The organism is Bacillus sp. B25(2016b) (assembly GCF_001679765.1).
Classification (GTDB): Bacteria; Bacillota; Bacilli; order Bacillales; family Bacillaceae_G; genus Bacillus_A; species Bacillus_A thuringiensis_K.
This window is the reverse complement of the sequence record NZ_CP016285.1, coordinates 1,238,120-1,263,790: the sequence shown is the minus strand read 5'-3', so window position 1 is coordinate 1,263,790 and position 25,671 is coordinate 1,238,120. Positions and strand designations below refer to the sequence as shown.

Below are 25,671 nucleotides of genomic sequence, written 5' to 3'. Positions count from 1 at the left end.
TATCCTATAAGGGTAATTATACTTATTTCATAAAACCAGCCACAAGCATTCGCCAAAAATTATTTGATTTTCCTTCATACCCGATTTGGAAAATAGGTATTTTTATAATTGAAAACCATTTCGGTGTTTGTTTGTCTTTATAACATTGATATTGTAAAATAAGCTTGTCCAATTCTTGACTAACTTGAATTGTCTCCCTACTATTTAACCCACTTGTTAATCCTAGTTGAATCATTTCTTCACGTTTCATATGAATATCACGTGAAAGCTTTTCTAATGTGTACTTCCTTTTTACAGTAAACATCCATATCCCCCTTATTATACTTCCATGCTCTTAACTTCACTTCTCCATTGACTTTTTTAACCACTTAATCATATGCAAATTTGAAGAATCAGAAATTTTAACATTTTCTCCCTGTAATTTACAAATCTTTACCCTCACTTTGAGAATTATTACAAATTATTCTATCTTTGTAAATACATTCGCAATAATAGACATTTTTTTCATCTTGTTTTTTTATAAATTCTACGTAAACCGGGGATTCTTAATTTTCCACCTACTTTTCTTCGACATTTTTTGTTTAATTTATATAAAAAAGCAAAACATAATGATGATTGATAAAGTGAAACTTTAATCAGTGTTTTTTGTTCAGCCCCCACTGATTATTAGCATTCACCAATCGGGTAGGCAGTGAATCTCCCACCTATCCAGCCCAATGTTGAGGTGGGAGTCTTACTACCACAAATAGCGGGATAACAATAGAAAGGAAATATTTATATGCGAAAATATACGATTGCATTATTCATCATTGTTTTGTTTTTACCGTCCTTCTTATTTCCTATTCAAGCAAATGCTCATACGAATAAAGTTGCTATTGTCATTGATGATTTCGGTAATAATATGAAGGGGACTAATCAAATGTTATCACTTCCCATTCCACTCACTGTTGCTGTTATGCCTTTTCTTCCTTCCACAAAAGAAGATGCAATAGCTGCCCATAAGAAAGGCCATGAAGTTATTATACATATGCCAATGGAACCTATAAAAGGCAAAAAAGAATGGCTTGGGCCGAAAGCAATTACAACTGATTTAAGTGATGAAGAAATAAACAACCGACTTGAACAAGCGATTCAAGAAGTACCGCATGCAATTGGAATGAACAATCATATGGGCTCAAAAGTAACAGCGGATGAAAGAATTGTTCGCCTTATACTTGCTGCTTGTAAAAAACACGGTTTATTTTACTTAGATAGTAAAACTAACCCTAATAGTGTCGTCCCAAAAATCGGAAAAGAATTAGGAGTTCCTATTATTGAAAACCAACTATTTTTTGATGATGTGTATACAACAAGGCATATTTCAAAACAAGCCCAATTACTCATCAAAAAAATTCAAGAAAAACCTATTATGGTAGCTATCGGGCATGTGGGTCCTCCAGGTGAAATTACATCACGCGTTATTGAAACTTCTATCCCTAAAATTCGTGAGCATGCAGACTTTATTTTCTTATCTGATCTAGCATTATCCCCGCCTCCTGTTTCAAAATAAAGTTCATTACTCACATAAAGTGAAACTTTAATTAGCCCTCACCAATCGGGCTTTTACGGGCAACACCCGCCCACCTAACTTCTTTGCTTTCACCAAATTTTGAGACGTGGATTTTACTGCCCACAAATAGCAGGACAAAAAAGTACCTATCTATATATAACAGATAGGTACTTTTCTTTTTAACTTAAATATAATCTACGTGACTCACTCTGAATCCTTTTTTCTCTATTTTTCCGATTAATTGCTTTAATTTTGTTTCATCTAACTCATCTGATATATTTACAATAACGCGGCGGATATATTGATCACCGTTATCTAGCGTAAATAGGCCACCAATATTATATGCTTTTAACAATGTACCAAGCTCTTTAATCGTTCCTTTACAATCTTGTGTTGCAATTGTTAATATATAACCACCTGTTCGCATACCAAATGAATCTTCAATAACATCAAATATATTCGAATGCGTTAACATACCGACAAATTCATTATAATCATTTAGCACGGCTAAAAACGGAAGCCGACGAATTACATAAAAAGCTCTGAAGAAGGAATCCTTTTCAAAAATAAATGCATTAGAATCAGCGAGCATATCTCCTGCACTTACATGCTCTAATCCGCTATTGCATTTTTTTTCTAATAAATCTACTTTATAAATAATCCCCGTGAATTTCTTCTCATCTTCTGCTAATACCGGAATGGCTCGAAATCCCGTTTCGTTCATTATTTGCAGTGCCTCTTCACCAGAATCATTTATCTTGCAAAATGTTACTTGCTGTTTTGGCAGAAAATGATATTTAACTCGCAAAATATGTTCCTCCTTACATGTCAACATGTAATCTATATATAATAAGGAGACCTATATTTTATGAGTGAAATTATTTTTAAAACGCTTTCATTTATTATTAACTTGTAGCCATGTCACATCCATTTTTATATAACAGAGCTCCTTGCACCCTTAATCATTAATAACTTTACATGATAGTTCATTAAATATTCTATACCCTCTAACCATTTTTTCGCTTCTTCTGGCGTTTTTCCCCACACAATCATGCCATAATTATGAACAAGAACTACCCCTCCACCTTCAATGAAATTCGGAACATTGCTTTCTAATAAATCAGCGAATTTTTTTTCATCTTCTACAATTGGAATTGTCATTTCTGTTATACCTTCTTTTCCGAAAACACGCTCCACACTGCGTTTATCGAACGTTACTTCTCCTTCTTCCCCATATAACTCTGATATTAAATGACTATCTACAGTCTGCACTTGTAAAATACATCCTGCACTACTTTTTTTATAAATATCCGCATGCATAAATGACTCTGCAGCTGGTTTTTCTTCATTTTCAAATACTGACTCGCACATGCAATTTACGACAATAAAATCTTCTTCCGAAAATAGCCCTTTATCTCTTCCCTCAACGTTTACTAAAAATGTTAACGGCTCTTTTGACGTACATAGCGATAAGCTAATTTTGGTACCATAAAACCAATCACGAAGTGCCAATTCAGATTTCACATCTTTTAATTCATTCCATTTCTTCAGAAAAAATAACATTTCGTCACCCCCGGCATAATATTCATATAAGGTTCGAATCCTTTCTATGTAAAAGGAGTATTTTTTGATTATTCTAAAAATTTAATTGAATTATCACATGAGAACGCTTTTTTGTCAATATAGTTTCGTCGTTCTTCTTTAAAATAGGCTATTCATATGTCTATACTCCTATCTATTTCCTATTTCATTTTGTACATAAAAAATGCGCTATTCTTTAATTAAAGAATAGCGCATTCTCCTCATTTTTTATTTCTTTATTGCATTATATAAAAATTGCGCATATTGTTCACGTGTTACGAAATTATCTCCTAAAAAATTCCCTTCCCCGTCACCTTTTGATATTTTATTATCTACTAAAGCTTTCACATACCCTTTCGCCCAATGGTCATTTGGTATATCTTGAAAATTCTCTGTACTATTTTCATTTTCTTTTAACTGAAATACTCTTTGTAGTACTACTGACATTTCATATCGAGTTAATACTCCATCCGGACGGAATATACCATTTCCATATCCTGTCATAATTCCAGCTTGAACCACTGCATCAATAGCCGTTTCATACATATTTCCTTTCGTATCTGTAAATGCCGTTTTTGGTTCTAGATTATTTTCTAATTTTAAATACCTTTGTATTAGAAGTGCTACTTGTCCACGAGTAATGTTATCACCAAATCCAAATTCACCATTTCCATAGCCTATAAATAATTTTTCTTTCGCTAAGTAATTAATTGCTTCTTCTGACCAATGTCCCTTTGGTACATCTTTAAATTCTACCACTTCTGTTTTCTCATCTTCTTTAGATGTATTACCGTCTTTACTTTCTACTACATTTTGAATAACAGATCCTGTAAAGAAGATTCCTGTATCCGCGAATGGATCTTTCACACCAAATTCATATACTTTCTCACCTGATGTACTCCATTTCACTACACCATTACTATACGTACCATTATCGCTCTTCAGACGGATTTTCGTAGAAACCTCACCATCTTTTTCATATACAGGTACTTTTACTTCTTTATTTACTTCTGTTTCCTCTAAAAATACTTTTTGATTTTGGACATTAATATAAGCCGTCTTACTTAGTTCTATAACTGGTCGGACATCACGGATTTCATTTGCAACAAAACTTAGAAATATTAATTTTTTCAAATTGCTAACTGGTGATAAGTCTGAAATATAATTCGCTTCTAAATCAAGCTTTTGTAAGTTTACTAAACTTGATAATGGAGTAATATCTTTTAATTCATTATTAGGTAAATCTAATTCTGTAAGCTGAGTCATTTTAGTAAGTGGTGTCACATCTTTAATTTGATTTTTCCCGACAAATAATTTATTTAATTGCTTCATTTCATCAATACCCGATAAATCTTTAACATTATTACGCGTTAATACTAAGTCTTTTAAAGGTAATGAATATAACGGTTTAATATCTTCAATTTGATTACCTGCTAAAGTTAAGTATGTTACATTTTTCAAAGCGCTTAATGGAGCAACGTTCTTAATTTTATTATTTGCTAAATTCAAGTAATCTAGTTGTTCCATTTTCGCTAATGCTGTTACATCTTCTATTTGGTTGCCTGATAGATATAAACTTTTTACATTTTTCATTTCAGTTAGTGGTGCAACGTTTGTAATTTTATTATTACTTAAATCAAGGGATTCTAAATTATCCATCTTAACAAGTGGCGTTACATCTGCAAATTCATTACCACGCAAAGCTAAATGATTTAATTGCTTTAAGTTCGCAAAGAACGACGGATCTTTTATCTTCGCATTCGCAACTGTTAAAGATTTTAAATTTGGCATATATTTTAATGCACTATAATCAAGTATCTCATTTGTATTTAAAAACAAATCCTTTACTTGTAATAACTCATCTTTCGTAATTGGTGTATTTAAATCTTTTCTATTAAATACTTTTTTATTAACAAGCTCTCTTAATTTGTTATCTGTTATCATATTTTGATTATCAACTGGATTATCCGTTTCCGTATTGCCTGAATTAGAGTTATCATCTGGTTTCTCTGTTTCTTTGTTACCTACAGTTGGATCTTTAATTTCAAATTGAACTTGATATTTGTGATCATATCCAATAGCCGGAATAAGTATATGCATTTGCATATTGTTCTTCTTCTCAAACTCGCCAATTTCAAATTGAACTACTTTCGTTCCATTCTTCCTCTTATCTTCTGACAAAACTTTCACATCATGAAATACACCTGGCTGGTTTCTATCTTCTATTCTAAGATATTGAAAATAATCGCTATCTTGCATTGTTACAGTGACAACTTTTTTGCCAGCTGCAATCGTTACTTTAGGATCTTTTATATATTGAGAAACCATAGATGGCTCGTCTTTTTGGTCCTTATATATTTTAATCTCAGTATCATACGTGCGATCACTCGCTGCTGCTACCGATTGATTTGCTTCAACTTTTAATGCCGCTAATGCTGGAGTAGAGTACGTAGCAAATGGAATTGCTAATGTTGTCGCTACTACTAGCGCCTTCATATAAATTTTTTTCAAAATAATATCCCCTATCATATATAATTTTCTTAATTGATAATATTTATCAATTACTCACAAATAAATGATAATGAATATCATTATCATTGTCAATGAGAATATTACATTAAACTTATATTTTTAAAGATAAAAATAAAAAAATCCCTTTATTCAAAGGGATTTTTTACCTATCGTATGAAGAATTTCACTTTTTTCCTTCTCATTGATGACACCGATTTTTTGCAAAATATTCGCGTACAATACAAGTTTATTATATATTCGTTCTGACATTTTCTCCCTTCTTTCCTACGACCAACTTTTTTTGTATTGGTAAATTATATGAAAGAGGTGAGAAAATGTGTCCACTTTTTGCATAAATGCAAATCTTTTATTTCACGATTTGCAGACAATAAAACCCCTCCCTAAAAATTAGGCGGGAGTTTATGTGCTTTCACTGTATTTAACAAACTGTCCACTGAATATTATGCTTCATAAGTTCTTCTTCAAAGCTATATGGCATTTTTTTATCACAAATTACGTGTTGAATACGCGAAATTGCTGCTATACGATAATTCCCTTTCACGCCTACCTTCGTATGATCACATAAAATATATGTTTTCTCAGCTAATTTCATCATCGCCTCTGACAATTTTGCTTTCTCTAATTCAAAGCTGGAAACTCCAAAACTAGGTAATAACCCATCAATCGAAACGAATGCTTTATGAAAATGGAATTGCTGTATGACTTGCTGAGAAATAGAACCTGATACACGCGAATGCTTTGGAGATACTTTTCCACCTATAAATAAAACTTCACCGTGAAACATCTTTTTATTAATAGAAGAAATTAATTGTGTCGCTACTGGAAATGAACTTGTTACAATCGTTAAGTTTTTACGATGAACAAGGTATGGAACCATTTGAAGCGGTGTACTTCCATCATCAATTACAATGACATCACCATCTTCTACAAATGTCGCTGCTTTATAACCAATTCTTTTCTTCTCTTCTATATGTAGCATTTCTCTTTCTAACATTGGTGCCTCTACTCCAGCGCCTGGAAGTTGAACAGCTCCACCATACACTTTTTTCAGCTTCTTTTCACGATCTAATTCTTCTAAATATCGACGAATCGTTTCTGTTGATACAGCAAATTCTCTCGCTAATTCTGAAACCTTTACTTTCCCTTTAAATTCTACCTTTTCAAGAATGGTTCGCTTTCTTTCTTCTCCTACTACAGACATAGCTTCACCCCATTTATATCTCCCTCATAAACTTCCTTACTTATACAAAGTTATAATTTTCTTTGTAAGTAGCAACTTCTTCATGAATATGAATACCACGCTTTGCTAGCTCATCAAAAATCAATTGTGGATTTTCAAAGGCTTCTTCAGGCGTAACAACACCCACCCTATTTACATTTCCATTTGCAATTAACTCTGCAGCAATCCCAAATGGAATACCGACGTTTCTCGTATACGCTCTTAATTTTTCCCATCCTACAACAGAACCATCAGATAACGGGTGTGTATGATATAACACATGTCTTTGCTTCTCATTATTTTTCATACCTATTACTTCTACATGAAGTGCATATCCATAAAGCTCTGTTTCTTGTCCTTCTTTCGATTGTAATAAATACTGCGAAATACAATCCATAATACCTATTTCTTTCCCGTTTATTTCAATCTGATCATTACGCAATATGCCGTAATCATATAAAGCACGTACAAGTTGCATATTTTGCTTTGGCCAAGTTCCTCTCGTCTCTATCAGTTTGACACCTTTATTTTCTAGTGCCTTTGCTAACGTAATCGTTTCAGAATGCGGAATGATATACTGCGTTGCCTTACCATAAGGCGCTGGCAATTCTATTTCTCTCGGACGCGCAAACGGAAGTACTTGCTTAAATTCACCATCTTCATACACTATACGCGATGGTAAATGTGGATCATATTCATATGTCGTTGTCTCTGTAATTGAAGCAGAAAAAGCAATCGGACGATACGAACCGTGACTTACACGGACGGACTCTACAGTATCCAGTTGATTTGCTGCATGCATTGCCATCATTTGCGTTACACCTGGCGTCATGCCAAATCCAGGTAAACATGTTTTTTCATTTTGAACAAATATAGCATGCGATTCATTTTCTTCACCAAATCCATTTAAGTTCACACCGTGACAGCCTGCTTCTGCAATACAGCGAGTCGACAATCCGTTTAGCTTTATCGTCGTACCGTCCATTACAATGTCATAACCAATCATTTTTGCAACCGTATCCTCGTGATTCGTTACATCTACTTTTACAAAATCAACACGAGGGTCGTTGAGCCATTCTACTACTTTACGACCCTCTACCTCGTTAAAATCAGCTACAGTAATCGTCTCAAAAGATGAAAATTGAACTAAATCCAAAATAGCTTCGCGACAAATTTTACCTGCTCCACCTAAGCAAAATACTTTCACCCAATAACAGCTCCTTTAGCAATAATATCAACTAAGCGATTAATATCTTCTTCATGTACATCACCGATATTTCCAATGCGAAACGTATCTACTTTCGAAATTTTTCCAGGGTAAATAACAAATCCATAACGCTTTAATTCGTTATATAACTGTTGAAACTCAAACCCCTCTTTTGGATAAATGAAAGATGTAATAATAGGAGATTGATATTCCTCATCTACTAGTGGCTTAAATCCGATTTCTCCCATTCTATTTACTAGTAGTTTTTGATTGTTGTAATATCGATTGTAACGCGCTCTTACTCCTCCCTCTTTTTCTAGTTCAAGTAGTGCTTGATAAAAAGCATGTACAACATGTGTAGGTGAAGTAAAACGCCATTTCCCATTTTGTTTTTCCATCGTTTCCCATTGATCATATAAATCAAGAGATAAAGAGCGTCCTTGCCCTTTACACTTCAATAATTCATCACGTTTTGCGATTACAAATCCGAATCCAGGAACCCCTTGAATACACTTATTCGCACTACTAATTAAAAAATCAATTTGTAAATCAGCAATGTCTATTTCAATCCCGCCGAAACTACTCATCGCATCAACAATTGTAACCTTTCCATACTGTTGTCCTAATTTACATACATCTACAATTGGATTTATAATTCCTGTCGTCGTTTCACAATGAACAACTGCAATATGTGTAATCTCTTTATCTTCTTGCAATAACTTTTCTACTTCTACAATATTAGTAGGTTCCCACTCTTCTGTTTGACTGATCACTACATCAATCTGTAACATCTCTGCCATTTGAACAATGCGCTTACCGTACGCACCATTTGTACAAACGAGGAGCTTCCCATTTCCCGGAATAACAGAACCAATTACTGCTTCAACTGAAAACGTACCGCTTCCTTGCATTAACACTGTTGTATATTTCTCTTCCTCCTTCGTCGCTAACGATACAAGTTTAGCTCTTACTTCTTGCACCATCGTATTATATTCATCATCCCACGTACACCAATCGTATAGCATAACTTCTTTTACTGATTTTGTTGTCGTTAATGGTCCTGGTGTTAATAATAAGTAGTGATTTTCATTCATGATCCCGTGCCCCTTTTATGAAATAATAAGTTCTTGTTTCTCGATATGTTCCATTACGTTTTCGAGCTCCTGCATCGTTTCAATCGTAAAATGAGCCCCATTTTCAACAAACCGATTACGAACTATTTCAATTTTTTCACGAAGCTCTACCGAATCCATACTCTCCACTTCCTCTTCCGTTAAACCGAGCTCACTACTTCCAAGAATTACACCAACTGTCCACATTCCAGCATTTCTACCTTCTTTCATATCTGATACTGTGTCCCCTACTTTTATCATATGGTTCATCGGATACACACCAAGTTCCATTGCATTTTTATAGCACATCCATGGATATGGACGGCCTGCTGGAACATCATCTGGCGTAACAAGAAAATCAGGTTTATATCCTTGTAACGCTGCTTCCTTTGCTACAATTTCCATCATTTCTCTCGTATAGCCCGTTGTTGAACCGATTTTAATGCCTCTCTCACGTAAAGAAGCGATTACTTCTTTTACCCCATCAATCGGCGTAGCATAACTTGGTAAAATAGAAAAGAGAATTTCTTCAAACTCTTCATACATCTCATGAATGTCTGCTTCTGTTGGTAATTGACCGAAGACACGCTTCCACTCATCCGCAATACGAGGCATTTCTGTTAGTGCCCTTACATGATCTATTTTTAATAATCCCATTGGCTTACGTGCTTCTTCTGCTGTAATTTCAACGCCGCGTTTTTGAAAAATCTTCATGAATACTTCTAGTGGTGCAAAACATCCGTAATCAACCGTCGTACCTGCCCAATCAAAAATAACTGCTTCAATTTTCATTCTGTCCATCACCTTTCTTACTTATCTTTTTTGCCATTGTGAAGTTCGGTTACGAAGTGCTTTCGTTCCCCGTTCATATACAACTCTCACTACAATATTTGTAACAACAATAAGTACACTCATTGCAGCTGCTGGCGCTACATTTCCTGCATCATCCATATTTACGATTGATACGGCAGCTAGTTTAAAATCAGCTGCATATAGGAATACAACTGCCGATACAGTTACCATTGAATTTACGAAGTAGTACATTACCATTTCTAAAATTGCTGGTAAACACATTGGTACTGTTACTCGGAAGAATGTTTTATAAAACGGAATACCCATCGACTGCGAAACAAGCTCAAACTCTCGGTCTAATTTCTTTAAGGCAGTCGTTGCCGTGACAAATGTTACAGAATAAAAATGAATGATATTTACTAGTACTAACACAGCAATTGTTCCGTATAAAGAATGAAACGGATTCGTTACTGATAGTCCCAGAATTTGAATCGTTGGTTGACTAAAGAAAAAGACATATCCTAATCCGAGTACTAAACCTGGTATCGCTAAAGGAACGATAGAGAAAAAGTAACCTGTTTTTCTGAAAAATTGTAGCTGGTCTATTTTCTCAATTGCATATGCGAATGCAAATGTTAAAATCGCCCCAATAACTGCTGTAACTGCTGAAACAATTACGCTATTTTTAAATGCTTCAAGTCCATCTCCTGTTAAACTCGAAAAATTAAAATGCTCAAATGTAAAACTCATATTATATGGCCATACTTTCACACTTGCAGCAATACCAACTGCAACAAATAATAGAATGATCATAAGTGTAATCACACTACAATATATGAATGAGATGACATCTCTTTTCTTATTAGCTATTATTCTGTATGGTACTGCTTTTGAAGATAAGAAATTTGCCTGCTTTCTTTGCGTAATACGATCAACTACAAATGCGAATATAGCTGGGATTAATAAAATCATTCCGACAGTTGCACCCATCGGCATATTTTGCTGTCCAATTACTTGTTTGTATACGTCAGTAGCAAGCACATTATATTGACCACCAACAATTTTTGGTGCCCCAAAATCAGTAAAACTAAGTGTAAACACAACAAACATTGCACTAATTAATCCGTACTTTACACTAGGTAAAGTAACCGTGAAAAATTGCTTTGTTTTACTCGCCCCTAACATATTAGAAGCTTCATATAAACGATAATCAGATCCTTGGAAGGCAATTAGCAATATAAGAAAGGCTTGCGGAAATGTATACATAACTTCAGCTATTACAATTCCTACTGGGCCATATAAAGGGATTTGTATACCTTCAAATAAACCAAACATTCCTTTCGTTACTAGCCCTTGATTACCAAATAAATATGTAAGTGCTATACCGTGCATCATCGTTGGTGCGAACAATGGTAATAACGTTACATACTGAAATACACGCTTTCCAAAAACATTCGTACGGGCAATTGCATATGCGTAAACGAATGCGATTGCAACTGAAATAATTGTTGTTGCGCCCGAAATCCATACTGTATTTTGTAAAGACTGAACTAAAGTTGGTGTTGTGAAATATTTACTGAAATTCGCTAAACCAATGAAAACTCCATCTTTATTATAAAAAGCTTGTGTAAATAGTTGTAATAGCGGTAATACAAGTATGATAAGGAAAGAAAGAATCATACCGATAATTACGAACCTTTGGATCCATTCCTCTTTCCCTATACTTCTCTTAATCTTTTTTTTCGTACTTTCTACCTTATAGTTTTCTAACATCTCCATCTATACAATGACCTTCTTTCCATATGACAACATATGATTTTCTGAGAAAGAGATTTGAATCGGCTTTCCTTTTCTAATAGCCGTTGCTTCTACTTCTGACGCTAATATATCCACTACAATTTTCTCATTATAAAGGTGTGTGTTTTCTTGTAAGACTCGCACTTCCGTCCGATATACAGATCCGCGAAATTCCATACTTTCCACAACTGTTTTAATACCGTCCTTTTGTACAATTGTTACATGTTCAGGACGAATTGCATGTTCTTCATTATTTTTCGAAAAGAAATTAATAGAACCAATAAAATCTGCCACAAACGGATTGGCTGGTCTTTGATAAATCTCCTCTGGTGTTCCAATCTGCATAATTTCCGCATGATTCATTACAACAATTTTATCAGCCATCGTTAATGCCTCTTCTTGATCATGCGTGACCATAATAGTTGTTACTCCTACTTTTTCTTGCAAATCACGCATTTCTCTACGCAACTTTTCTCGCACTTTTGCATCTAAAGCAGATAACGGCTCATCGAGTAACAAAATATCCGGAGACAGAGCGAGCGCACGTCCAAGTGCTACTCGCTGCTGTTGTCCACCAGACATTTGAGCAGGATATTTATCTTTTACATTCAGTAAATCAACTAGTTCTAACGCCGATAGCGCCTTCTCTTTTACTTCTGCTTTTCCATACTTTTTTGTCTTTAAGCCGTATTCAATGTTTTCAAGTGCTGTTAAATTCGGAAATAATGCATATGATTGAAACACCATTCCGAAATTCCTCTTTCCAGGAGGTAATGCTGTAATATCTTTTCCATTCACAGCTATACTACCTGTTGTCGCCTCTTCTAGCCCTGCTAAAATTCGAAGCAATGTTGTTTTCCCACAGCCACTTGGGCCTAATAAACATACAAACTCATTTTTTTTCACAGTAAAAGAAATATCCTTTAACGCTGTAAATGCATCAAACTGTTTTTGAATGTGTTGAATTGATAAATATTCGCTCATTTTTTCTCTCTCCCACTCACTTACTTTTTCGGTTCTGCTTTTTGGCCAAACTCTTTTTCCCATTTTTCTAAAATTTTGTCGCGATTTTCTGCTGCCCACTTAAAGTCATTCTTTTTATATAATTTTTCCGTCACATCTTTCGGGAATCCATCTGGAAGTTTATAATCATTTTTAATTGTTGCAAATCCATTTTTCTCGAAGTATAACTTCATTACATCATCAGTAATTGCCCAATCTAAAAATGCTTGCGCTAATTTTTCATTTTTTGCATTATCTTTTTTAATAAGTGCGTTCGCTTCTACTTCCCAACCTAATCCTTCTTTCGGCAATACAACTTCAACTGGTGCACCTTTTTGTTTCTCCTTTAAAGCACTATAAACCATCGATACGCCAACTGGATATTCACCTGCACCTGCTAATTTCGCTGGTTTTGAGCCTGAATGCGTATAAGTTGCTATATTATCATGAAGTTTCTTCATGTAATCCCAGCCTTTATCTTCACCCATAATTTGTAGCCATGCAGAAACTGTTAAAAATCCTGTTCCAGAAGAAGCCGGATGTGGCATAACAAGCGTTCCTTTATATTCTGGTTTCGTTAAGTCTTCGTATGATTCTGGCATCGGTAAATTTTTCTTCTTTAATTCTTCTTTATTTATAGCAACCCCCGTCATAAATGCAGTATTTCCTACCCATTTTTCAGGTTGTTTGTCATCTTTAAATTGCGAAAGAACGCGGTCCGCTCCTTTTGGAGAGTACCCTTTTAACATATCTTTTTTATCTAAAGCTAATAGACTTGATGCTGCAGTTCCCCATACAACATCTGCTTGTGTATTTTTTCCTTCAGCTAACAATTTCGCAGTAATAACTCCTGTTGAATCACGTACAATGTTCAATTTCACATCAGGATATTTCTTTTTAAAGGAATCAAGATAAATTGGTACAAGCTCTTCTTCAATCGCTGTGTAAACAGTTAATGATCCAGATAATTTGTCATCTTTCACTTTCGCTCCAGCACTTTCTTCCTTCTTTGCACCACACCCCATTAATAACGAAAATACCATTCCAGTCGCTACAGCTTTAAAGATTGTTTTTTTCACTGTTTCTCTCTCCTTTTACAAATCTTATGTACAACTCAAATATAAACAACTAGTGTAAAAGCAGTATTAAACCAACATTAATCTTTTGTTTGTTGTTTGTTTTTGTGTAATACGTTGCTACTTCTATGTTTTTTCGCATTTTTCTGCTGATAGAAAACACTAAATTTACAAATAATTAAAAATTCCTTTATAATCCCACAAAAAAATGAGGCGTTTGTAAAAAACGCCTCATTTTTATTTCCCTTTTTTTGAATTACGATTTGCATACTTCGCGCTATTTTCTCCTTCATACTCTAATGCAAATTCTGCATCTGGTAAGCTTTCTTTCGGAGTTTTATTATTGTTAATTGCCGCATTTTGTTTCACTTTTCTTTTTACCAATACATTCACCTGCTCTCAAGAAATCACTTTCTACTCTAGTTTGAAGCAAGCTGAAATAATTATTACTGGCAAGTGTTAACAAGTACATAAGAGGCGTTAGATGGAAATACTACATATGAAGAAATCATTATAAAAAGGAGCTCGTATTTTGAAGAAGCAAGATAAAATTCAGTCACCCATTTTAGATGAAACGCTCCCGCATCAAATGAATTTTCCATCTTTTAAAGGAACAGGAAAAACGATGCAACAACCTTTTTTGAATCAATATGATGTTGTAATTGGAGACAGTAAATATAATTCCGAGAACAGTCCGCTTAACAATTGGAGTGATGAAGTAGATCCTGCCATTATGGCTGGAGAAGAATGGATCCATCCTACAAATGATATTGGGTGGATTTCAGAAGAAAATCAAGAGTTGCTAAAAAAAGAAGTAGATAATAAAAAGGATGCTTTTATGCATCCGCAATTTGGCATTAACGACTAAAAAACCATTCTACCTAACATAGGTAGAATGGTTTCATACTATCCAATAATAATCCGCTCTTTCGGATATTTATAGCGAGGTGGCTGTTCTCTTCCGCCACTAGCTAGTATAAATGTTAAAATACCAACGCGACCGATAAACATAAGCACAATGAGTACAATTTTACCAACAGTTGTTAAATCTGGCGTAATACCCGTCGATAGTCCTGTCGTTCCGAAAGCAGAACAGACTTCAACAATTAGACTCATAAGCGGTACATCTTCCGTAATAGATAAAATAAATAATGCTGTAGCACATAATAAAATACCCATTGTCATAACGACAGATGCTTTCAGCACATCCTCTTCATGTAGCTGACGTTTGAAGACTCTAACCGTTCTCCCGCCTCTCGCAAAAGTGTATAGCGATAATATACTAACAGCAAATGTTGTTGTACGTATTCCGCCCCCAACCGAACTTGGAGATGCCCCTATAAACATTAATATACTCATAAATAAAAGCGTCGGTTGTGACAATTCACGTATATCCATCGTAGCAAGTCCACCACTTCGCGTCGTCACAGATTGGAATAATGTATAAAATACAGTTTCATGCCATGACTTTCCTACTAAAAAATGATTTCTCTCCAGTAAAAAAATCATAATTGTACCAACAACAACGAGTGCAAAAAATGTTGTTGTCGTCAATTTTGTAAATAATGAAAAACGAAATAATTGTTGTCGCCTTTTACTAAGAAATTGCTTTACTTCCATTAGCACAGGGAAACCAATCGCGCCTAAAATAATTAGTAACATATGAATCATTTGAACAATATAATCTTTTTTATATGGAATTAATGATTGTCCTGTTAAATCAAATCCGCCGTTCGTAGTCGCACTAACAGCTGCAAAGAAACCGTGAAAATAAGCTTCTTGCCAAGTCGGAAAGTAAAGTAAAAATCTTGTACCTAATAGGATTGCTCCAATAAGTTCTATCGAAATAATTACAATTAAAATAGAACGCATCAATTCTACAAGACCCGATAAATTTCCTTGATTATGATCTGCCATAATTAATCTTCTTCTTTGCAAACCAATCTTTTTTCCCGTAATGATCCAAACAAATGTACCAAGCGCCATAATTCCTAAGCCGCCTAATTGTAGAATAAGGGCTAAAACAATAATTCCTGCTGTAGTAAACGTATCTGAAATCGTAATAACAGACAGTCCCGTAACACTTACCGCACTAACCGATGTAAAAAGCGAATCTATAAATGTCCATTTCACACCAGGCTTCGTAACAAACGGTAAACTAAGCAATATCACCGATACAACTACCGCTAATAAATAAAACAAAACGATGAGTTGTACAGGACGTAATTTTTGTAAAAACTTTTTTATATCTCTCATTCCATCACTTCGCTACCTTTTTTCTATCGATTAAATAAAGAAAAATCTTTACTTTCTTTATTTGTAAATAACTGCTCAAATAATTTGGCAAATACCATTCCATACACAGTTCCATTACCTCCGTGCAATAATGCGTAAAATAAATTATGTATCTTCTTATCTTCTTTTAAAATAGGTAGACCATCATGACTACTACCAAATGCTGCTGCCCAATAATACTCTGCTTGTATATTCTTATACTGTGGGAACATCTCTCTTACAATGTTAATAAGGATATCACGCTTACGCAATAGTTTCGTATCACCAATCGGTTGAATTTGCATCGCTTCATCTAATCCGCCTACCATAATGCGGTTTTGAAACGTCCGAAAATATAAGTAGGGACGTGCTGTTTCCCAAATTAACGATCGCTCATGCCAGCCATCAAACTGATCTATTTCATTTGTCACAACTGCATAAGATGCCTCTACTGTTGTATTTTTTTCTTTCTTTCCAAAAAGCGCTTCATAGCCCGTCGCCATAATAATATTCTTTGCTACAATTTGATTTCCTGTTTTCGTGTAACAAATTAAATCATTTTGCCGTTTTTTTATATGTATTGCCTCTGTATGTTCATATATATTAGCTCCCATTTGGTTTGCTTTATGCAAAAGACTATGCGCTAGTAAATACGGATTCACCTCAGCATCACCGTGTGTATACAATGCCGCTTGTTTTATAAAAGGATAACGTTCCTTAATATCAGATTCTGTAAAATACTCAACAGGAAATCCATAATTCTGTAACGTATTGTACTCCTCTTGTAAAAATGAGACATCCTCACTTTTACTTGCATAATATAAACTACTTCTTGGCATAAAATAGAGATCAATATCGAGAGTAGGTACCACTTTCTCCATTGTTCGTAACGCTTCGTAACACAGTTTATATGCTCGTACCCCTTTTTCTTCACCAAATGTATGGATAAGTGAGGTTAACGATTTATCATGAAGAAACTGTAATAAACCTACATTTGCAAATGTACTACCACATGCTATTTCTCTTTTTTCAATAAGCATTACACTCATACCGATTTTCGCTAAAGAATACGCTATATGAGCACCGGCTTCGCCACTTCCGACTACGAGCACATCACATATCATATCATTTTCTAACAGTGGATAACAAGGTACAGAAACTCCTGTATTCCAAAACAACTTACCCGTCATAAGTTTCATAATTATACTCCTAAAATATAAATTTCTCCTTTCTATGTTTTGTTATTTTTCATAAAAAAATCCAACTAACATAGGCTAGTTGGATTTTTTTATTTTTAATTAGAACGCTCTTCAAGCCAATTTCCAATCGTCGGATATGTTTGTTTTACAGCTGTTCCACCGTAAACGATAGACATATGCCCTGTTGGTAAACATACATATTGTTTATCTGTGCTAGAAATATGATCTAGTAATGCTTCTACTTGACATGGCAAAGCGATATGATCACGTTTCCCGGAAATATTTAAGACATTCGCCTTAATATTTGCAAGGTCTACCTTTTGTCCGCGAATAACGAGTTCACCCTTAACCAATTTATTATTTTGATAAAAATCACGAATCCACTGTCTGTATGATTCACCTGGGAACGGAATACCATCACCAACCCACTTTTGAACCAATCTCCAGCTTTCGACGAAGCGCTCATTCTCTGAACGATCTACTAAAGCAACATATGGACCAACAAAGTTCGTAATTGGCTTTAACATTTTGTTTCCGAAATCAATCATTTCTGGCGGAATATTTCCAAATGTATCAACGGCTTTATCTAAATTGAAATATTTCTCATCTAATAAAGGACCATACAATCCTGTTTCAGAGAAATCAAAAGGACTTGTCATGAAAATCAAATTACGAATTGGCATGTGCGGATGAAGTGCTGCATAAATAGAAGTTAGCGTTCCACCCATGCAATAACCAAGTAAAGAAATCTCGTCCGATTTTGCAGTTCGCATTACTTTTTTTACTGCTTTTGCAATATAATCAAACACGAAATCATCAAATTTCAAATGACTATCTTCTAAACCAAATGTGCCCCAATCAAGCATATACACATCAAAACCACGATCCACTAGATATTCCACTAAACTATTTCCAGGAGTTAAATCCATAATATATGGTTTATTAATAAGAGCATATATTAACAGAATTGGAACTCTTTGTGTTTTTTCTTGTTTTGGAATGTAGCGATAAAGCTTCGTCTTATTCTTCGTCCAAATAACCTCTTTCGGCGTTAATCCTACTTGCGGCTCTGGTTCACGTAATAAAATTTCACTCGCTCTTTTCACTCGGCGGTACGCTTTTCGGTACTCTTCTGGGTATAGCTCTAATTGCTTTTCCCATTCTGTTGCGAATGTAGTCATTTTTTTATCTCCTTTTTGGTCGATTTTCTTCTTAAAAAAAGAAGTGCATTCCTGCTATGGATATGCACTTTTTTCTTACTTCATTACATATATAATCCGCCGTTAATGTTTAATTGTTGACCTGTGATATACGCACCATCACGGCATAGGTATACTACACCTTTTGCAATTTCATCAGCTTGACCAAAACGTTTTTTTGGGATTTTTGCAACAATTTTTTGACGTACTTCTTCTGGTACTTCTGCTACCATTTCAGTATCAATAAATCCTGGGCAAATAGCGTTTACAGTGACATTTGTTTTTGCAAGTTCTAACGCTAATGATTTTGTAAATCCTAACATACCCGCTTTTGCTGCTGAGTAGTTTGTTTGGCCAAATCCACCTGCTTGACCAATAATAGAAGAAATGCTAATAATTCTTCCTTCTTCCGCTTCCGTTATGTATGGAAGAACCGCGCTTGTCGTATTAAATACGCTGCTTAAATTCACGTCAATTACGCGCTCCCAATCTTCACGATTTAACTTTTTGAATGTACGATCTCTTGTAATACCAGCATTATTAACAAGAATATCAACTTTACCAAAATGATTCACAGCTTCTTCTACAAGTCGGTTTGCATCTTCTACTTTAGAAACATCCGCTTGCACTGCATAAACGTCATGCCCGTCTTTTCCTAATTCATTTACTAAATTTTCAGCTGCTTCTTTACTGCTATTATAGTTAATAACTACTTTCGCTCCCTCTTGTGCTAATGCTACTGTAATTGCTTTTCCAATTCCTTTTGCTCCACCTGTTACGATTGCTACTTTTCCATTTAATTGAACCATTTCTTTTCCCCCTTAAATGAATTTGTGAACGATTGTTATGAATCATTTTGATACTCATACTATAGAGTCCATATATAATTATGTTTCGCTGTTTATACGTGAAAAGAGATTCTCCCTCTCTCTTTTACCTGTTATAAACAAGCGCTTTTATCATTTTTTATTTTCTGGTTTATTCGCAGGCTTTACCTCTTCTTTTACAGGTACTTGTAGTTTAGCTAGTACTGCATTTTGCTTTTCTAGCAATTCTACAATTTGATCTACTTTTGTTTCAAGCGTACGAATATCTTGTTTTACTTTCGTCACATCACGCTTTAATGTAGGAGCTTGTCCTAAAGAATCTACTTTCTCTTCTAGAAACTCCTCAATGTTATCTACTTTATTTTCTAAGTTAATAACAAGCGTAGCCACTCTTGCGATATCTTCTTTCGTCGGCACATTTACTTGTTCTAAATAGTTTTTTGTCGTATCATTTAATGCTTTTTGATAAAACAAATTCAAATCTAGAACGCTGCCCATCCAAGCAGAATATTCTTCTGTTTTAATTGTTTCATTGAGCGCTTTTCCCCAAAATGTTTCGGTTTGTTCATAAGCATTTTTCCATGCTTGTAGTGGATCGAATTTTTGATCAATCACTTTACCTACACTCCCTTTTTCGTTTTTGAAACAATTCAACCTATTCACTATTTTCTAATATTCTGAATAAAACTTCAAGTCTATATTTTATTTTTTCTATTTTCTAACAAATGTGTTGACTTTAAAAACAGATAGGTGTAAATTGCACTTATAAGCAAAAAATTCCATCTAACTGATTCATGAGGTGATGCACAATCATGCTACAAAATGAACCAGAACAACGCGAAAGTTTGGAGAGCAACCAAGCGAAACAACCAAACTCCATGCCAAAAAACTTCTTAGTTCCCTTCTTACTTCTCTGTCTAAAAGACTGGAGTCTTCATGGTTACAAACTTATTCAAATGCTAATGGATATCGGCTTTTCTTCTGTTGACCAAGGTAATGTTTATAGAACACTACGCAAATTAGAAAAAGAAAACCTTATTTCTTCTACTTGGGATACAAGCGATGGAGGGCCGGCAAAAAGAATTTATTCTTTAACTGAATATGGAGAGCAATATTTAACAACATGTGCGACTTCTTTTGAACATTATCAAAATATGTTGCGAACGTTTTTCACGTTATACACCAATGCATTCTTTCCATTTTCTACTTCTCCAGAAAAGGATGAAAAGGATTCTTCATCTTCACCTGGTGGTACAGCAGAGTAATCTGCGTTCACAATATGCAAAAAAACATTTGGGGGTCAAACAATGGAAACTAAACCATACGAATTAGTCGATGCATTTTGGAAAAACTGGTCTCAATCACTTTCCCTTTTCTCTTCAGCTGGAAAACAGTTAGAGCAACTTACTTTAGAAACATTAAAACAACAACAAGACGCTTTGCATAAATTAACATCAGGAGTAGATGAACTAGAAAAAGAACTGCAACAACTCACTGCTCAGTTCAATAACCAATATACAGATTACGTGAAACAATTAACTGGAAACTCCTTAAATGATCAAATTAACGAATGGCAAGACAAGTGGAAGGAACTTTCTGCTCATATGCATCAGCTTACCGTTTCTCCTACAAAAACTTCTTTGTCAATTCTTACACAAACAAGCGGTCAATTTGAAGAAACAACAAAACAATTTATTGAGCAACAACAATTACAACGTGAAGAGGCTCAAAAACAGTTAGAGGGTTTTTTGGAAGAGTTCAAGTCAAAACAGTTGGAACTCGCAAAAAAGTTCGAGGAAAACTCAAAAAATCTATTTACTTCCATCAAGTAAGAAAAATGTGGGAGCTAACCGCAGCACAAACAAAACTCTTTCTTCCTCCTACTACATCAAGATGGCTAACATTTTTCGATATGGAAAAGAAGGAGGACAAAATGAATCCATTTCAAGAAGCACAAACTGTTCCGGAGCTTCGCTATGATGAGATTCAAGTCGGTGATCAAGCATCCCTTACAAAAACAATTACAGATGAAGATGTTATCAATTTTGCAAAATTGACTGGAGATGTGAATCCTATTCACATTTTAGATTCTTTTGCAAAAACGACAATGTTTAAAGAACGTATTGCTCACGGAATGCTCGTCTCGAGTTTTATTTCTACCATCCTTGGAACGAAACTCCCAGGCAAAAATACGATTTATTTATCCCAAAATGTTTCATTCCGTGCCCCTGTCAAAATCGGTGATACACTTCGCGTTGTGGCAGAGGTTATTAAGAAGCGTGACGATAAAAAAATCATTACGTTGCAAACAAACATATATAATCAATCAGATGATATTGTCGTGGAAGGAACAGCGACAATACTAAAAAAAGAGTAGCAAATTTGCTACTCTTTTTTCTATCCAAGAACTTCTAATCGCACCGATTACTTCCGCGTATGAGTACGTCGTTTCCACATAAAATAACGTTACCAGTTTAGATAAGAACTTAGCTGAACTGGACTACTCATAAGGATGTGTATCAACATGGTAAAAACAAACAAATTATTAGTTCCAGGTGCAGAACAAGCGCTTGAACAATTTAAATATGAAATTGCACAAGAATTTGGTGTAAGCTTAGGATCTAATACAGCATCTCGTTCTAACGGTTCAGTTGGCGGTGAAGTAACAAAACGTCTTGTTGCTTTAGCTCAACAACAACTACGTGGATAATAATATAACATATGGCTTAGAGGCAGATATTCTCTGCCTCTTTCTATTTTTAACATACATAATCGTACTTTTTCACATACTAGTAAAAGCAAACTGAAAGGAACGATATGTAACATGAAACGGATTAATATTCGCATGAGTCCTCCCCGTGTTCTTACATTGGCTTTTATTATGTTATCACTTATCGGTACATGCTTATTAAAGTTGCCAATTGCTACAACAACGTCTATCTCATGGCTAGATGCTTTATTTACAACCGTTTCTGCTTGTACGGTTACAGGGCTTGGTGTGGTAGACACTGGGAAGGTATTTACCTTATTTGGCCAATGTGTCATTTTAACACTTATACAAGTAGGCGGACTGGGCATTATGAGCTTTGCTGTCTTAATTGCGATTATGCTCGGAAGAAAAATCGGTCTTCAAAATCGGATTTTACTGCAACAAGCATTAAATCAAACGAATATCGGCGGCGTCATCCGTCTTGCCAAAGCATTATTTTTATTCTCTTTTACAGTCGAATGTATCGCTACTATAATTCTTTCTTTTGAATGGGTACCCAAATACGGGGTTACGAAAGGGATCTATTATAGTTTTTTCCATTCAATCTCAGCCTTTAACAATGCTGGCTTTTCTGTGTGGAGCGATAATTTAATGTCCCATTCTCATAGTATTCTTGTCAATCTCGTCATTTCCTCTCTCATCATTTTAGGTGGAATTGGTTTTACAGTAATCGTAGACATAAAAAGAAAGAAAAACTTTAAAAACCTTACACTACATTCAAAACTTATGCTCTCTTCTACTCTAATCGTCAACATTATTGCTACCCTTTTTATTTTTATATTCGAGTTCCATAACTCCCTTTCTATGAGAGGTTTTACCCCATTTGAAGAAGGATTGGCCTCTTATTTTCAAGCAATTTCAACGCGAACTGCCGGGTTTAATACAGTTGATATTTCTACATTATCAAAACCTTCCCTCCTATTAATGATGCTCCTTATGTTTATTGGTGCTGGTAGCGCTTCAACTGGTGGTGGGATTAAGTTAACAACATTTTTAATCATATTTTTTGGCGTATTTAAATTTTTACAACAACAAGAGGATATTGTCGTATTTAAAAAATCCATTAAAGATACTCTCATTGTCAAATCATTAACCATTACTATTATTTCCATTTCATTTATCTTTTTTGCTATTTTAATTTTAAGTATTACTGAGCGAGTTCCTCTATTGATGAGTGCTTTCGAAGTATTTTCAGCATTTGGGACTGTTGGCCTCAGTATGAATTTAACACCCCACTTAACTATAATCGGAAAAGCTATTATTATCTTTATGATGTTTTTTGGGAAAATGGGTCCTTTAACATTGGCTTTTTCATTTGCTCGTAAAAAGAACCCGAAAATAAAATATCCGAATGAAGATATTTTAACAGGTTGACAACCGTATAAATTATCCATATAATGAGAATACAATAACATATCTCCAAAGGGGAGTAGCGTCCAAGAATATTTCTTGGAAACAAAGTCGTCATTACGTAGAACTTAGTTCTTCCGGCTTTGTTGGCATTTTTTATTACATATGTCTAGCAAGACCTTTGCCTATTAACGGCAGAGGTCTTTTTTGTATTCATTTCCAGATTCTTCCAAAGTTAATAGGCAGGAGTATGGGGAAACTAAATAGTGGGGAAATTCTTCACTTATTTAGAACTTATAGAAATGAGAGGAGAATGTACATGGATGTATCATTATTATTGGAGTATGGTTGGGTATTACTCATCCTAATTGCACTTGAAGGGATTTTAGCGGCTGATAACGCTCTTGTTCTTGCAATTATGGTAAAACATTTACCAGAAGAAAAACGAAAGAAAGCACTATTTTATGGATTAGCGGGGGCATTTGTTTTCCGATTTGGATCGTTATTTATGATTTCGTTCTTAGTCGATGTATGGCAAGTGCAAGCAATCGGTGCCATCTACCTTATGTTTATCGCTGGTAATCACTTATTTAAAACATATGTTAAAAAGAATACAGATGAAGAAACAGAAGAAAAAGAAGCAAAGAAAAAACAAGAGAACTTTTGGTGGACTGTATTTAAAGTTGAGGTTGCTGATATCGCCTTCGCAGTTGATTCAATTTTAGCTGCTGTTGCACTAGCAATGACTTTACCAAAAACAGGATTAGGTACAATTGGTAGTCTTGATACTGGGCAATTCGTTGTTATCTTTGTAGGTGGACTTATCGGATTAATCATTATGCGATTTGCAGCAACTGCTTTCGTACAGATTTTAAAACGTAAACCAGGACTTGAAACTGCAGCATTCTTAATTGTAGGTTGGGTTGGTGTGAAGCTAGCAGTTTATACATTAGCACACCCTGCATTAAATGTAATACCACATTCATTCCCAGAATCCACTCCGTGGAAGCTTACATTCTGGATTGTATTAGTCGGAATCGCAGTTGGTGGTTGGTTCTTCTCAAAAGAAGTAGAAGTAAAAGTAGAAAAGAATTTAGACGAAAAAGCGCTGTAATTACAGCGCTTTTTCTTTTTCCGTTCTTCCTCTCAATGTCCAGAAAAAATTCCATTATACTACCTTTTGTAAACGTTTTCTTAATGTATGTATGTCCTTTTTGTGAAACATTGCACAAACTTATTGAAAGTGAGAACAATTCCATGTACTTTATTCATATAAGGAGTATTTATAGAAGATTTACTAAAGGAGCGTATTACTCATGCTAGAACAAGGACTAGATTATGTTGTCAAACTGGCTAAAAACAAAAAGAAAATACTAGATACAAACCCAATGCAATATTTCATTCGTGCTGCACTTGCGGGTATTTATATCGGTTTTATTATTGTACTATGTTTTAAATTAGGTAACTTTTTTCACATTGCAGATTCACCAGCAACGTATTTAGCTGCTTCTATGTTTTTCGGGATTGCTCTCGTACTTATTATATATGGCGGTGCTGAATTGTTTACTGGAAACACAATGTACTTTACTGTAGCAACTTTAAGAAAAGAAACAACGATTTCTGATACACTTCGTAACTGGGTTGCTTGTTATGCAGGTAACTTAGCCGGCGCGTTATTCTTTGCCTTACTATTTTACGCAACTGGAATTTTCGAAGCAATTGATCACGGTCACTTAATGAGTAAAGTCGTTGAAGGAAAGATGAACACACCTACGATGCAGTTATTCTTTAAAGCTATTTTATGTAACTGGCTCGTATGTCTTGCTTGTTTCTTACCTTCTCAGGTTAAAGGTGACACAGCAAAAATAATGGTCATGATGCTACTTGTTTTCACATTCTTCTTATCTGGCTACGAACATAGTATTGCAAACTTATCACTCTTTGCTTTATCTTTAGTTTCACCGCATCCTGAGACAATTTCTTTTTCAGGTGCTATTCATAACTTAATTCCTGTTACAATCGGTAACATTATTGGTGGATCAGTATTTGTCGGTATGGTATACCACTACTTAACAAAGAAAACACCTGACGTTCAACAGGAAAAAACTGAAATCGCAACAGCTCAACAAGAAGAGATTATTCCTTTACAAGCACATATGAAACATTAAAAACTCCAAAGTTTTAC

26 protein-coding genes and 1 riboswitch are annotated in these 25,671 nt (G+C 34.8%); of the genes, 9 read left to right on the top strand and 17 right to left on the bottom strand.

Annotation, left to right across the window (positions count from 1 at the left end; all coding sequences use genetic code 11):
* Nucleotides 1-22 precede the first annotated feature (22 nt).
* Complete coding sequence (locus BAQ53_RS06475) at nucleotides 23-304, bottom strand: aspartyl-phosphate phosphatase Spo0E family protein (protein WP_000495534.1); 282 nt, start codon at nucleotides 302-304, stop codon at nucleotides 23-25.
* A 474-nt stretch (nucleotides 305-778) separates the two neighbouring features.
* Here BAQ53_RS06475 and BAQ53_RS06470 point away from each other — a divergent pair, with 474 nt between their 5' ends.
* The gene (locus tag BAQ53_RS06470; protein WP_208906632.1) at nucleotides 779-1,549 is read left to right on the top strand and encodes a divergent polysaccharide deacetylase family protein; all 771 of its coding nucleotides are present in this window, start codon (nucleotides 779-781) and stop codon (nucleotides 1,547-1,549) included.
* 184 nt (nucleotides 1,550-1,733) lie between these two features.
* Here BAQ53_RS06470 and cbpA read toward each other — a convergent pair whose 3' ends face one another.
* From cbpA to BAQ53_RS06415, 11 genes are all read right to left on the bottom strand, one after another.
* A complete protein-coding gene (cbpA, locus tag BAQ53_RS06465) occupies nucleotides 1,734-2,357 on the bottom strand; it encodes a cyclic di-AMP binding protein CbpA (RefSeq protein WP_208906631.1) in 624 nt (207 codons plus the stop codon).
* 125 nt (nucleotides 2,358-2,482) lie between these two features.
* Complete coding sequence (locus BAQ53_RS06460) at nucleotides 2,483-3,112, bottom strand: class II aldolase/adducin family protein (protein ID WP_000896006.1); 630 nt, start codon at nucleotides 3,110-3,112, stop codon at nucleotides 2,483-2,485.
* A gap of 246 nt (nucleotides 3,113-3,358) precedes the next feature.
* Nucleotides 3,359-5,641 (bottom strand): NEAT domain-containing leucine-rich repeat protein, encoded by a 2,283-nt coding sequence (locus tag BAQ53_RS06455; protein ID WP_208906630.1) that lies wholly within the window; start codon nucleotides 5,639-5,641, stop codon nucleotides 3,359-3,361.
* Nucleotides 5,642-6,080: 439 nt separating this feature from the next.
* Entirely contained in the window at nucleotides 6,081-6,863 is a 783-nt protein-coding gene (locus tag BAQ53_RS06450; protein WP_065223916.1) for a DeoR/GlpR family DNA-binding transcription regulator, read from the bottom strand.
* Between the two features lie 40 nt (nucleotides 6,864-6,903).
* Nucleotides 6,904-8,088, bottom strand: a complete 1,185-nt coding sequence (locus BAQ53_RS06445; RefSeq protein ID WP_000862177.1) for a saccharopine dehydrogenase family protein — start codon at nucleotides 8,086-8,088, stop codon at nucleotides 6,904-6,906.
* Complete coding sequence (gene phnW / locus BAQ53_RS06440; protein ID WP_208906629.1) at nucleotides 8,085-9,182, bottom strand: 2-aminoethylphosphonate--pyruvate transaminase; 1,098 nt, start codon at nucleotides 9,180-9,182, stop codon at nucleotides 8,085-8,087. Before phnW ends, BAQ53_RS06445 begins: the two co-directional genes overlap by 4 nt.
* Before the next feature lie 15 nt (nucleotides 9,183-9,197).
* Nucleotides 9,198-9,992, bottom strand: coding sequence for a phosphonoacetaldehyde hydrolase (gene phnX / locus BAQ53_RS06435; protein WP_000687400.1), 795 nt, complete (start codon nucleotides 9,990-9,992; stop codon nucleotides 9,198-9,200).
* Between the two features lie 21 nt (nucleotides 9,993-10,013).
* On the bottom strand, nucleotides 10,014-11,771 hold the full coding sequence (locus tag BAQ53_RS06430; protein WP_208906628.1) for a putative 2-aminoethylphosphonate ABC transporter permease subunit: 1,758 nt from the start codon (nucleotides 11,769-11,771) through the stop codon (nucleotides 10,014-10,016).
* Nucleotides 11,772-12,773, bottom strand: a complete 1,002-nt coding sequence (locus tag BAQ53_RS06425; protein WP_074593923.1) for a putative 2-aminoethylphosphonate ABC transporter ATP-binding protein — start codon at nucleotides 12,771-12,773, stop codon at nucleotides 11,772-11,774. It lies immediately after the preceding gene.
* A 20-nt stretch (nucleotides 12,774-12,793) separates the two neighbouring features.
* Nucleotides 12,794-13,870: a putative 2-aminoethylphosphonate ABC transporter substrate-binding protein gene (locus BAQ53_RS06420; RefSeq protein ID WP_000750900.1), complete on the bottom strand. Its 1,077-nt coding sequence runs from the start codon at nucleotides 13,868-13,870 to the stop codon at nucleotides 12,794-12,796.
* Between the two features lie 234 nt (nucleotides 13,871-14,104).
* A complete protein-coding gene (locus BAQ53_RS06415) occupies nucleotides 14,105-14,251 on the bottom strand; it encodes a hypothetical protein (protein ID WP_000240798.1) in 147 nt (48 codons plus the stop codon).
* 148 nt (nucleotides 14,252-14,399) lie between these two features.
* On the opposite strand from BAQ53_RS06415, the gene BAQ53_RS06410 reads away from it, so the two are divergent.
* A complete protein-coding gene (locus BAQ53_RS06410) occupies nucleotides 14,400-14,735 on the top strand; it encodes a DUF3905 domain-containing protein (RefSeq protein WP_000743724.1) in 336 nt (111 codons plus the stop codon).
* A gap of 38 nt (nucleotides 14,736-14,773) precedes the next feature.
* Here BAQ53_RS06410 and BAQ53_RS06405 read toward each other — a convergent pair whose 3' ends face one another.
* The 5 genes from BAQ53_RS06405 to phaR all read right to left on the bottom strand — a co-directional run bounded on the left by BAQ53_RS06405 (nucleotide 14,774) and on the right by phaR (nucleotide 19,981).
* Complete coding sequence (locus BAQ53_RS06405) at nucleotides 14,774-16,123, bottom strand: TrkH family potassium uptake protein (RefSeq protein ID WP_001204713.1); 1,350 nt, start codon at nucleotides 16,121-16,123, stop codon at nucleotides 14,774-14,776.
* A 23-nt stretch (nucleotides 16,124-16,146) separates the two neighbouring features.
* The gene (locus BAQ53_RS06400; protein WP_208906627.1) at nucleotides 16,147-17,340 is read right to left on the bottom strand and encodes an NAD(P)/FAD-dependent oxidoreductase; all 1,194 of its coding nucleotides are present in this window, start codon (nucleotides 17,338-17,340) and stop codon (nucleotides 16,147-16,149) included.
* 95 nt (nucleotides 17,341-17,435) lie between these two features.
* Entirely contained in the window at nucleotides 17,436-18,521 is a 1,086-nt protein-coding gene (gene phaC, locus BAQ53_RS06395; protein WP_000206336.1) for a class III poly(R)-hydroxyalkanoic acid synthase subunit PhaC, read from the bottom strand.
* 83 nt (nucleotides 18,522-18,604) lie between these two features.
* Nucleotides 18,605-19,348, bottom strand: a complete 744-nt coding sequence (locus tag BAQ53_RS06390) for an acetoacetyl-CoA reductase (RefSeq protein WP_000250407.1) — start codon at nucleotides 19,346-19,348, stop codon at nucleotides 18,605-18,607.
* A 150-nt stretch (nucleotides 19,349-19,498) separates the two neighbouring features.
* On the bottom strand, nucleotides 19,499-19,981 hold the full coding sequence (phaR, locus tag BAQ53_RS06385; protein ID WP_000566944.1) for a polyhydroxyalkanoic acid synthase subunit PhaR: 483 nt from the start codon (nucleotides 19,979-19,981) through the stop codon (nucleotides 19,499-19,501).
* Between the two features lie 197 nt (nucleotides 19,982-20,178).
* On the opposite strand from phaR, the gene phaQ reads away from it, so the two are divergent.
* From phaQ to BAQ53_RS06350, 7 genes are all read left to right on the top strand, one after another.
* Nucleotides 20,179-20,631, top strand: coding sequence for a poly-beta-hydroxybutyrate-responsive repressor (gene phaQ, locus BAQ53_RS06380; protein ID WP_000939955.1), 453 nt, complete (start codon nucleotides 20,179-20,181; stop codon nucleotides 20,629-20,631).
* A gap of 42 nt (nucleotides 20,632-20,673) precedes the next feature.
* Nucleotides 20,674-21,198: a polyhydroxyalkanoic acid inclusion protein PhaP gene (phaP, locus tag BAQ53_RS06375; protein WP_000448594.1), complete on the top strand. Its 525-nt coding sequence runs from the start codon at nucleotides 20,674-20,676 to the stop codon at nucleotides 21,196-21,198.
* Between the two features lie 101 nt (nucleotides 21,199-21,299).
* Nucleotides 21,300-21,743, top strand: a complete 444-nt coding sequence (locus BAQ53_RS06370) for a MaoC family dehydratase (protein WP_001067916.1) — start codon at nucleotides 21,300-21,302, stop codon at nucleotides 21,741-21,743.
* A gap of 147 nt (nucleotides 21,744-21,890) precedes the next feature.
* Nucleotides 21,891-22,076: an alpha/beta-type small acid-soluble spore protein gene (locus BAQ53_RS06365; RefSeq protein WP_000241212.1), complete on the top strand. Its 186-nt coding sequence runs from the start codon at nucleotides 21,891-21,893 to the stop codon at nucleotides 22,074-22,076.
* A gap of 114 nt (nucleotides 22,077-22,190) precedes the next feature.
* Nucleotides 22,191-23,510 carry a TrkH family potassium uptake protein gene (locus tag BAQ53_RS06360; RefSeq protein ID WP_000822325.1) on the top strand — a complete coding sequence of 440 codons (1,320 nt, stop codon included), beginning with the start codon at nucleotides 22,191-22,193 and terminating at the stop codon, nucleotides 23,508-23,510.
* A 38-nt stretch (nucleotides 23,511-23,548) separates the two neighbouring features.
* Nucleotides 23,549-23,723: riboswitch (yybP-ykoY riboswitch) on the top strand.
* 82 nt (nucleotides 23,724-23,805) lie between these two features.
* A complete protein-coding gene (locus tag BAQ53_RS06355) occupies nucleotides 23,806-24,600 on the top strand; it encodes a TerC family protein (RefSeq protein ID WP_000383326.1) in 795 nt (264 codons plus the stop codon).
* 202 nt (nucleotides 24,601-24,802) lie between these two features.
* The gene (locus BAQ53_RS06350) at nucleotides 24,803-25,654 is read left to right on the top strand and encodes a formate/nitrite transporter family protein (protein ID WP_000893022.1); all 852 of its coding nucleotides are present in this window, start codon (nucleotides 24,803-24,805) and stop codon (nucleotides 25,652-25,654) included.
* The last annotated feature ends 17 nt before the right edge of the window (nucleotides 25,655-25,671 follow it).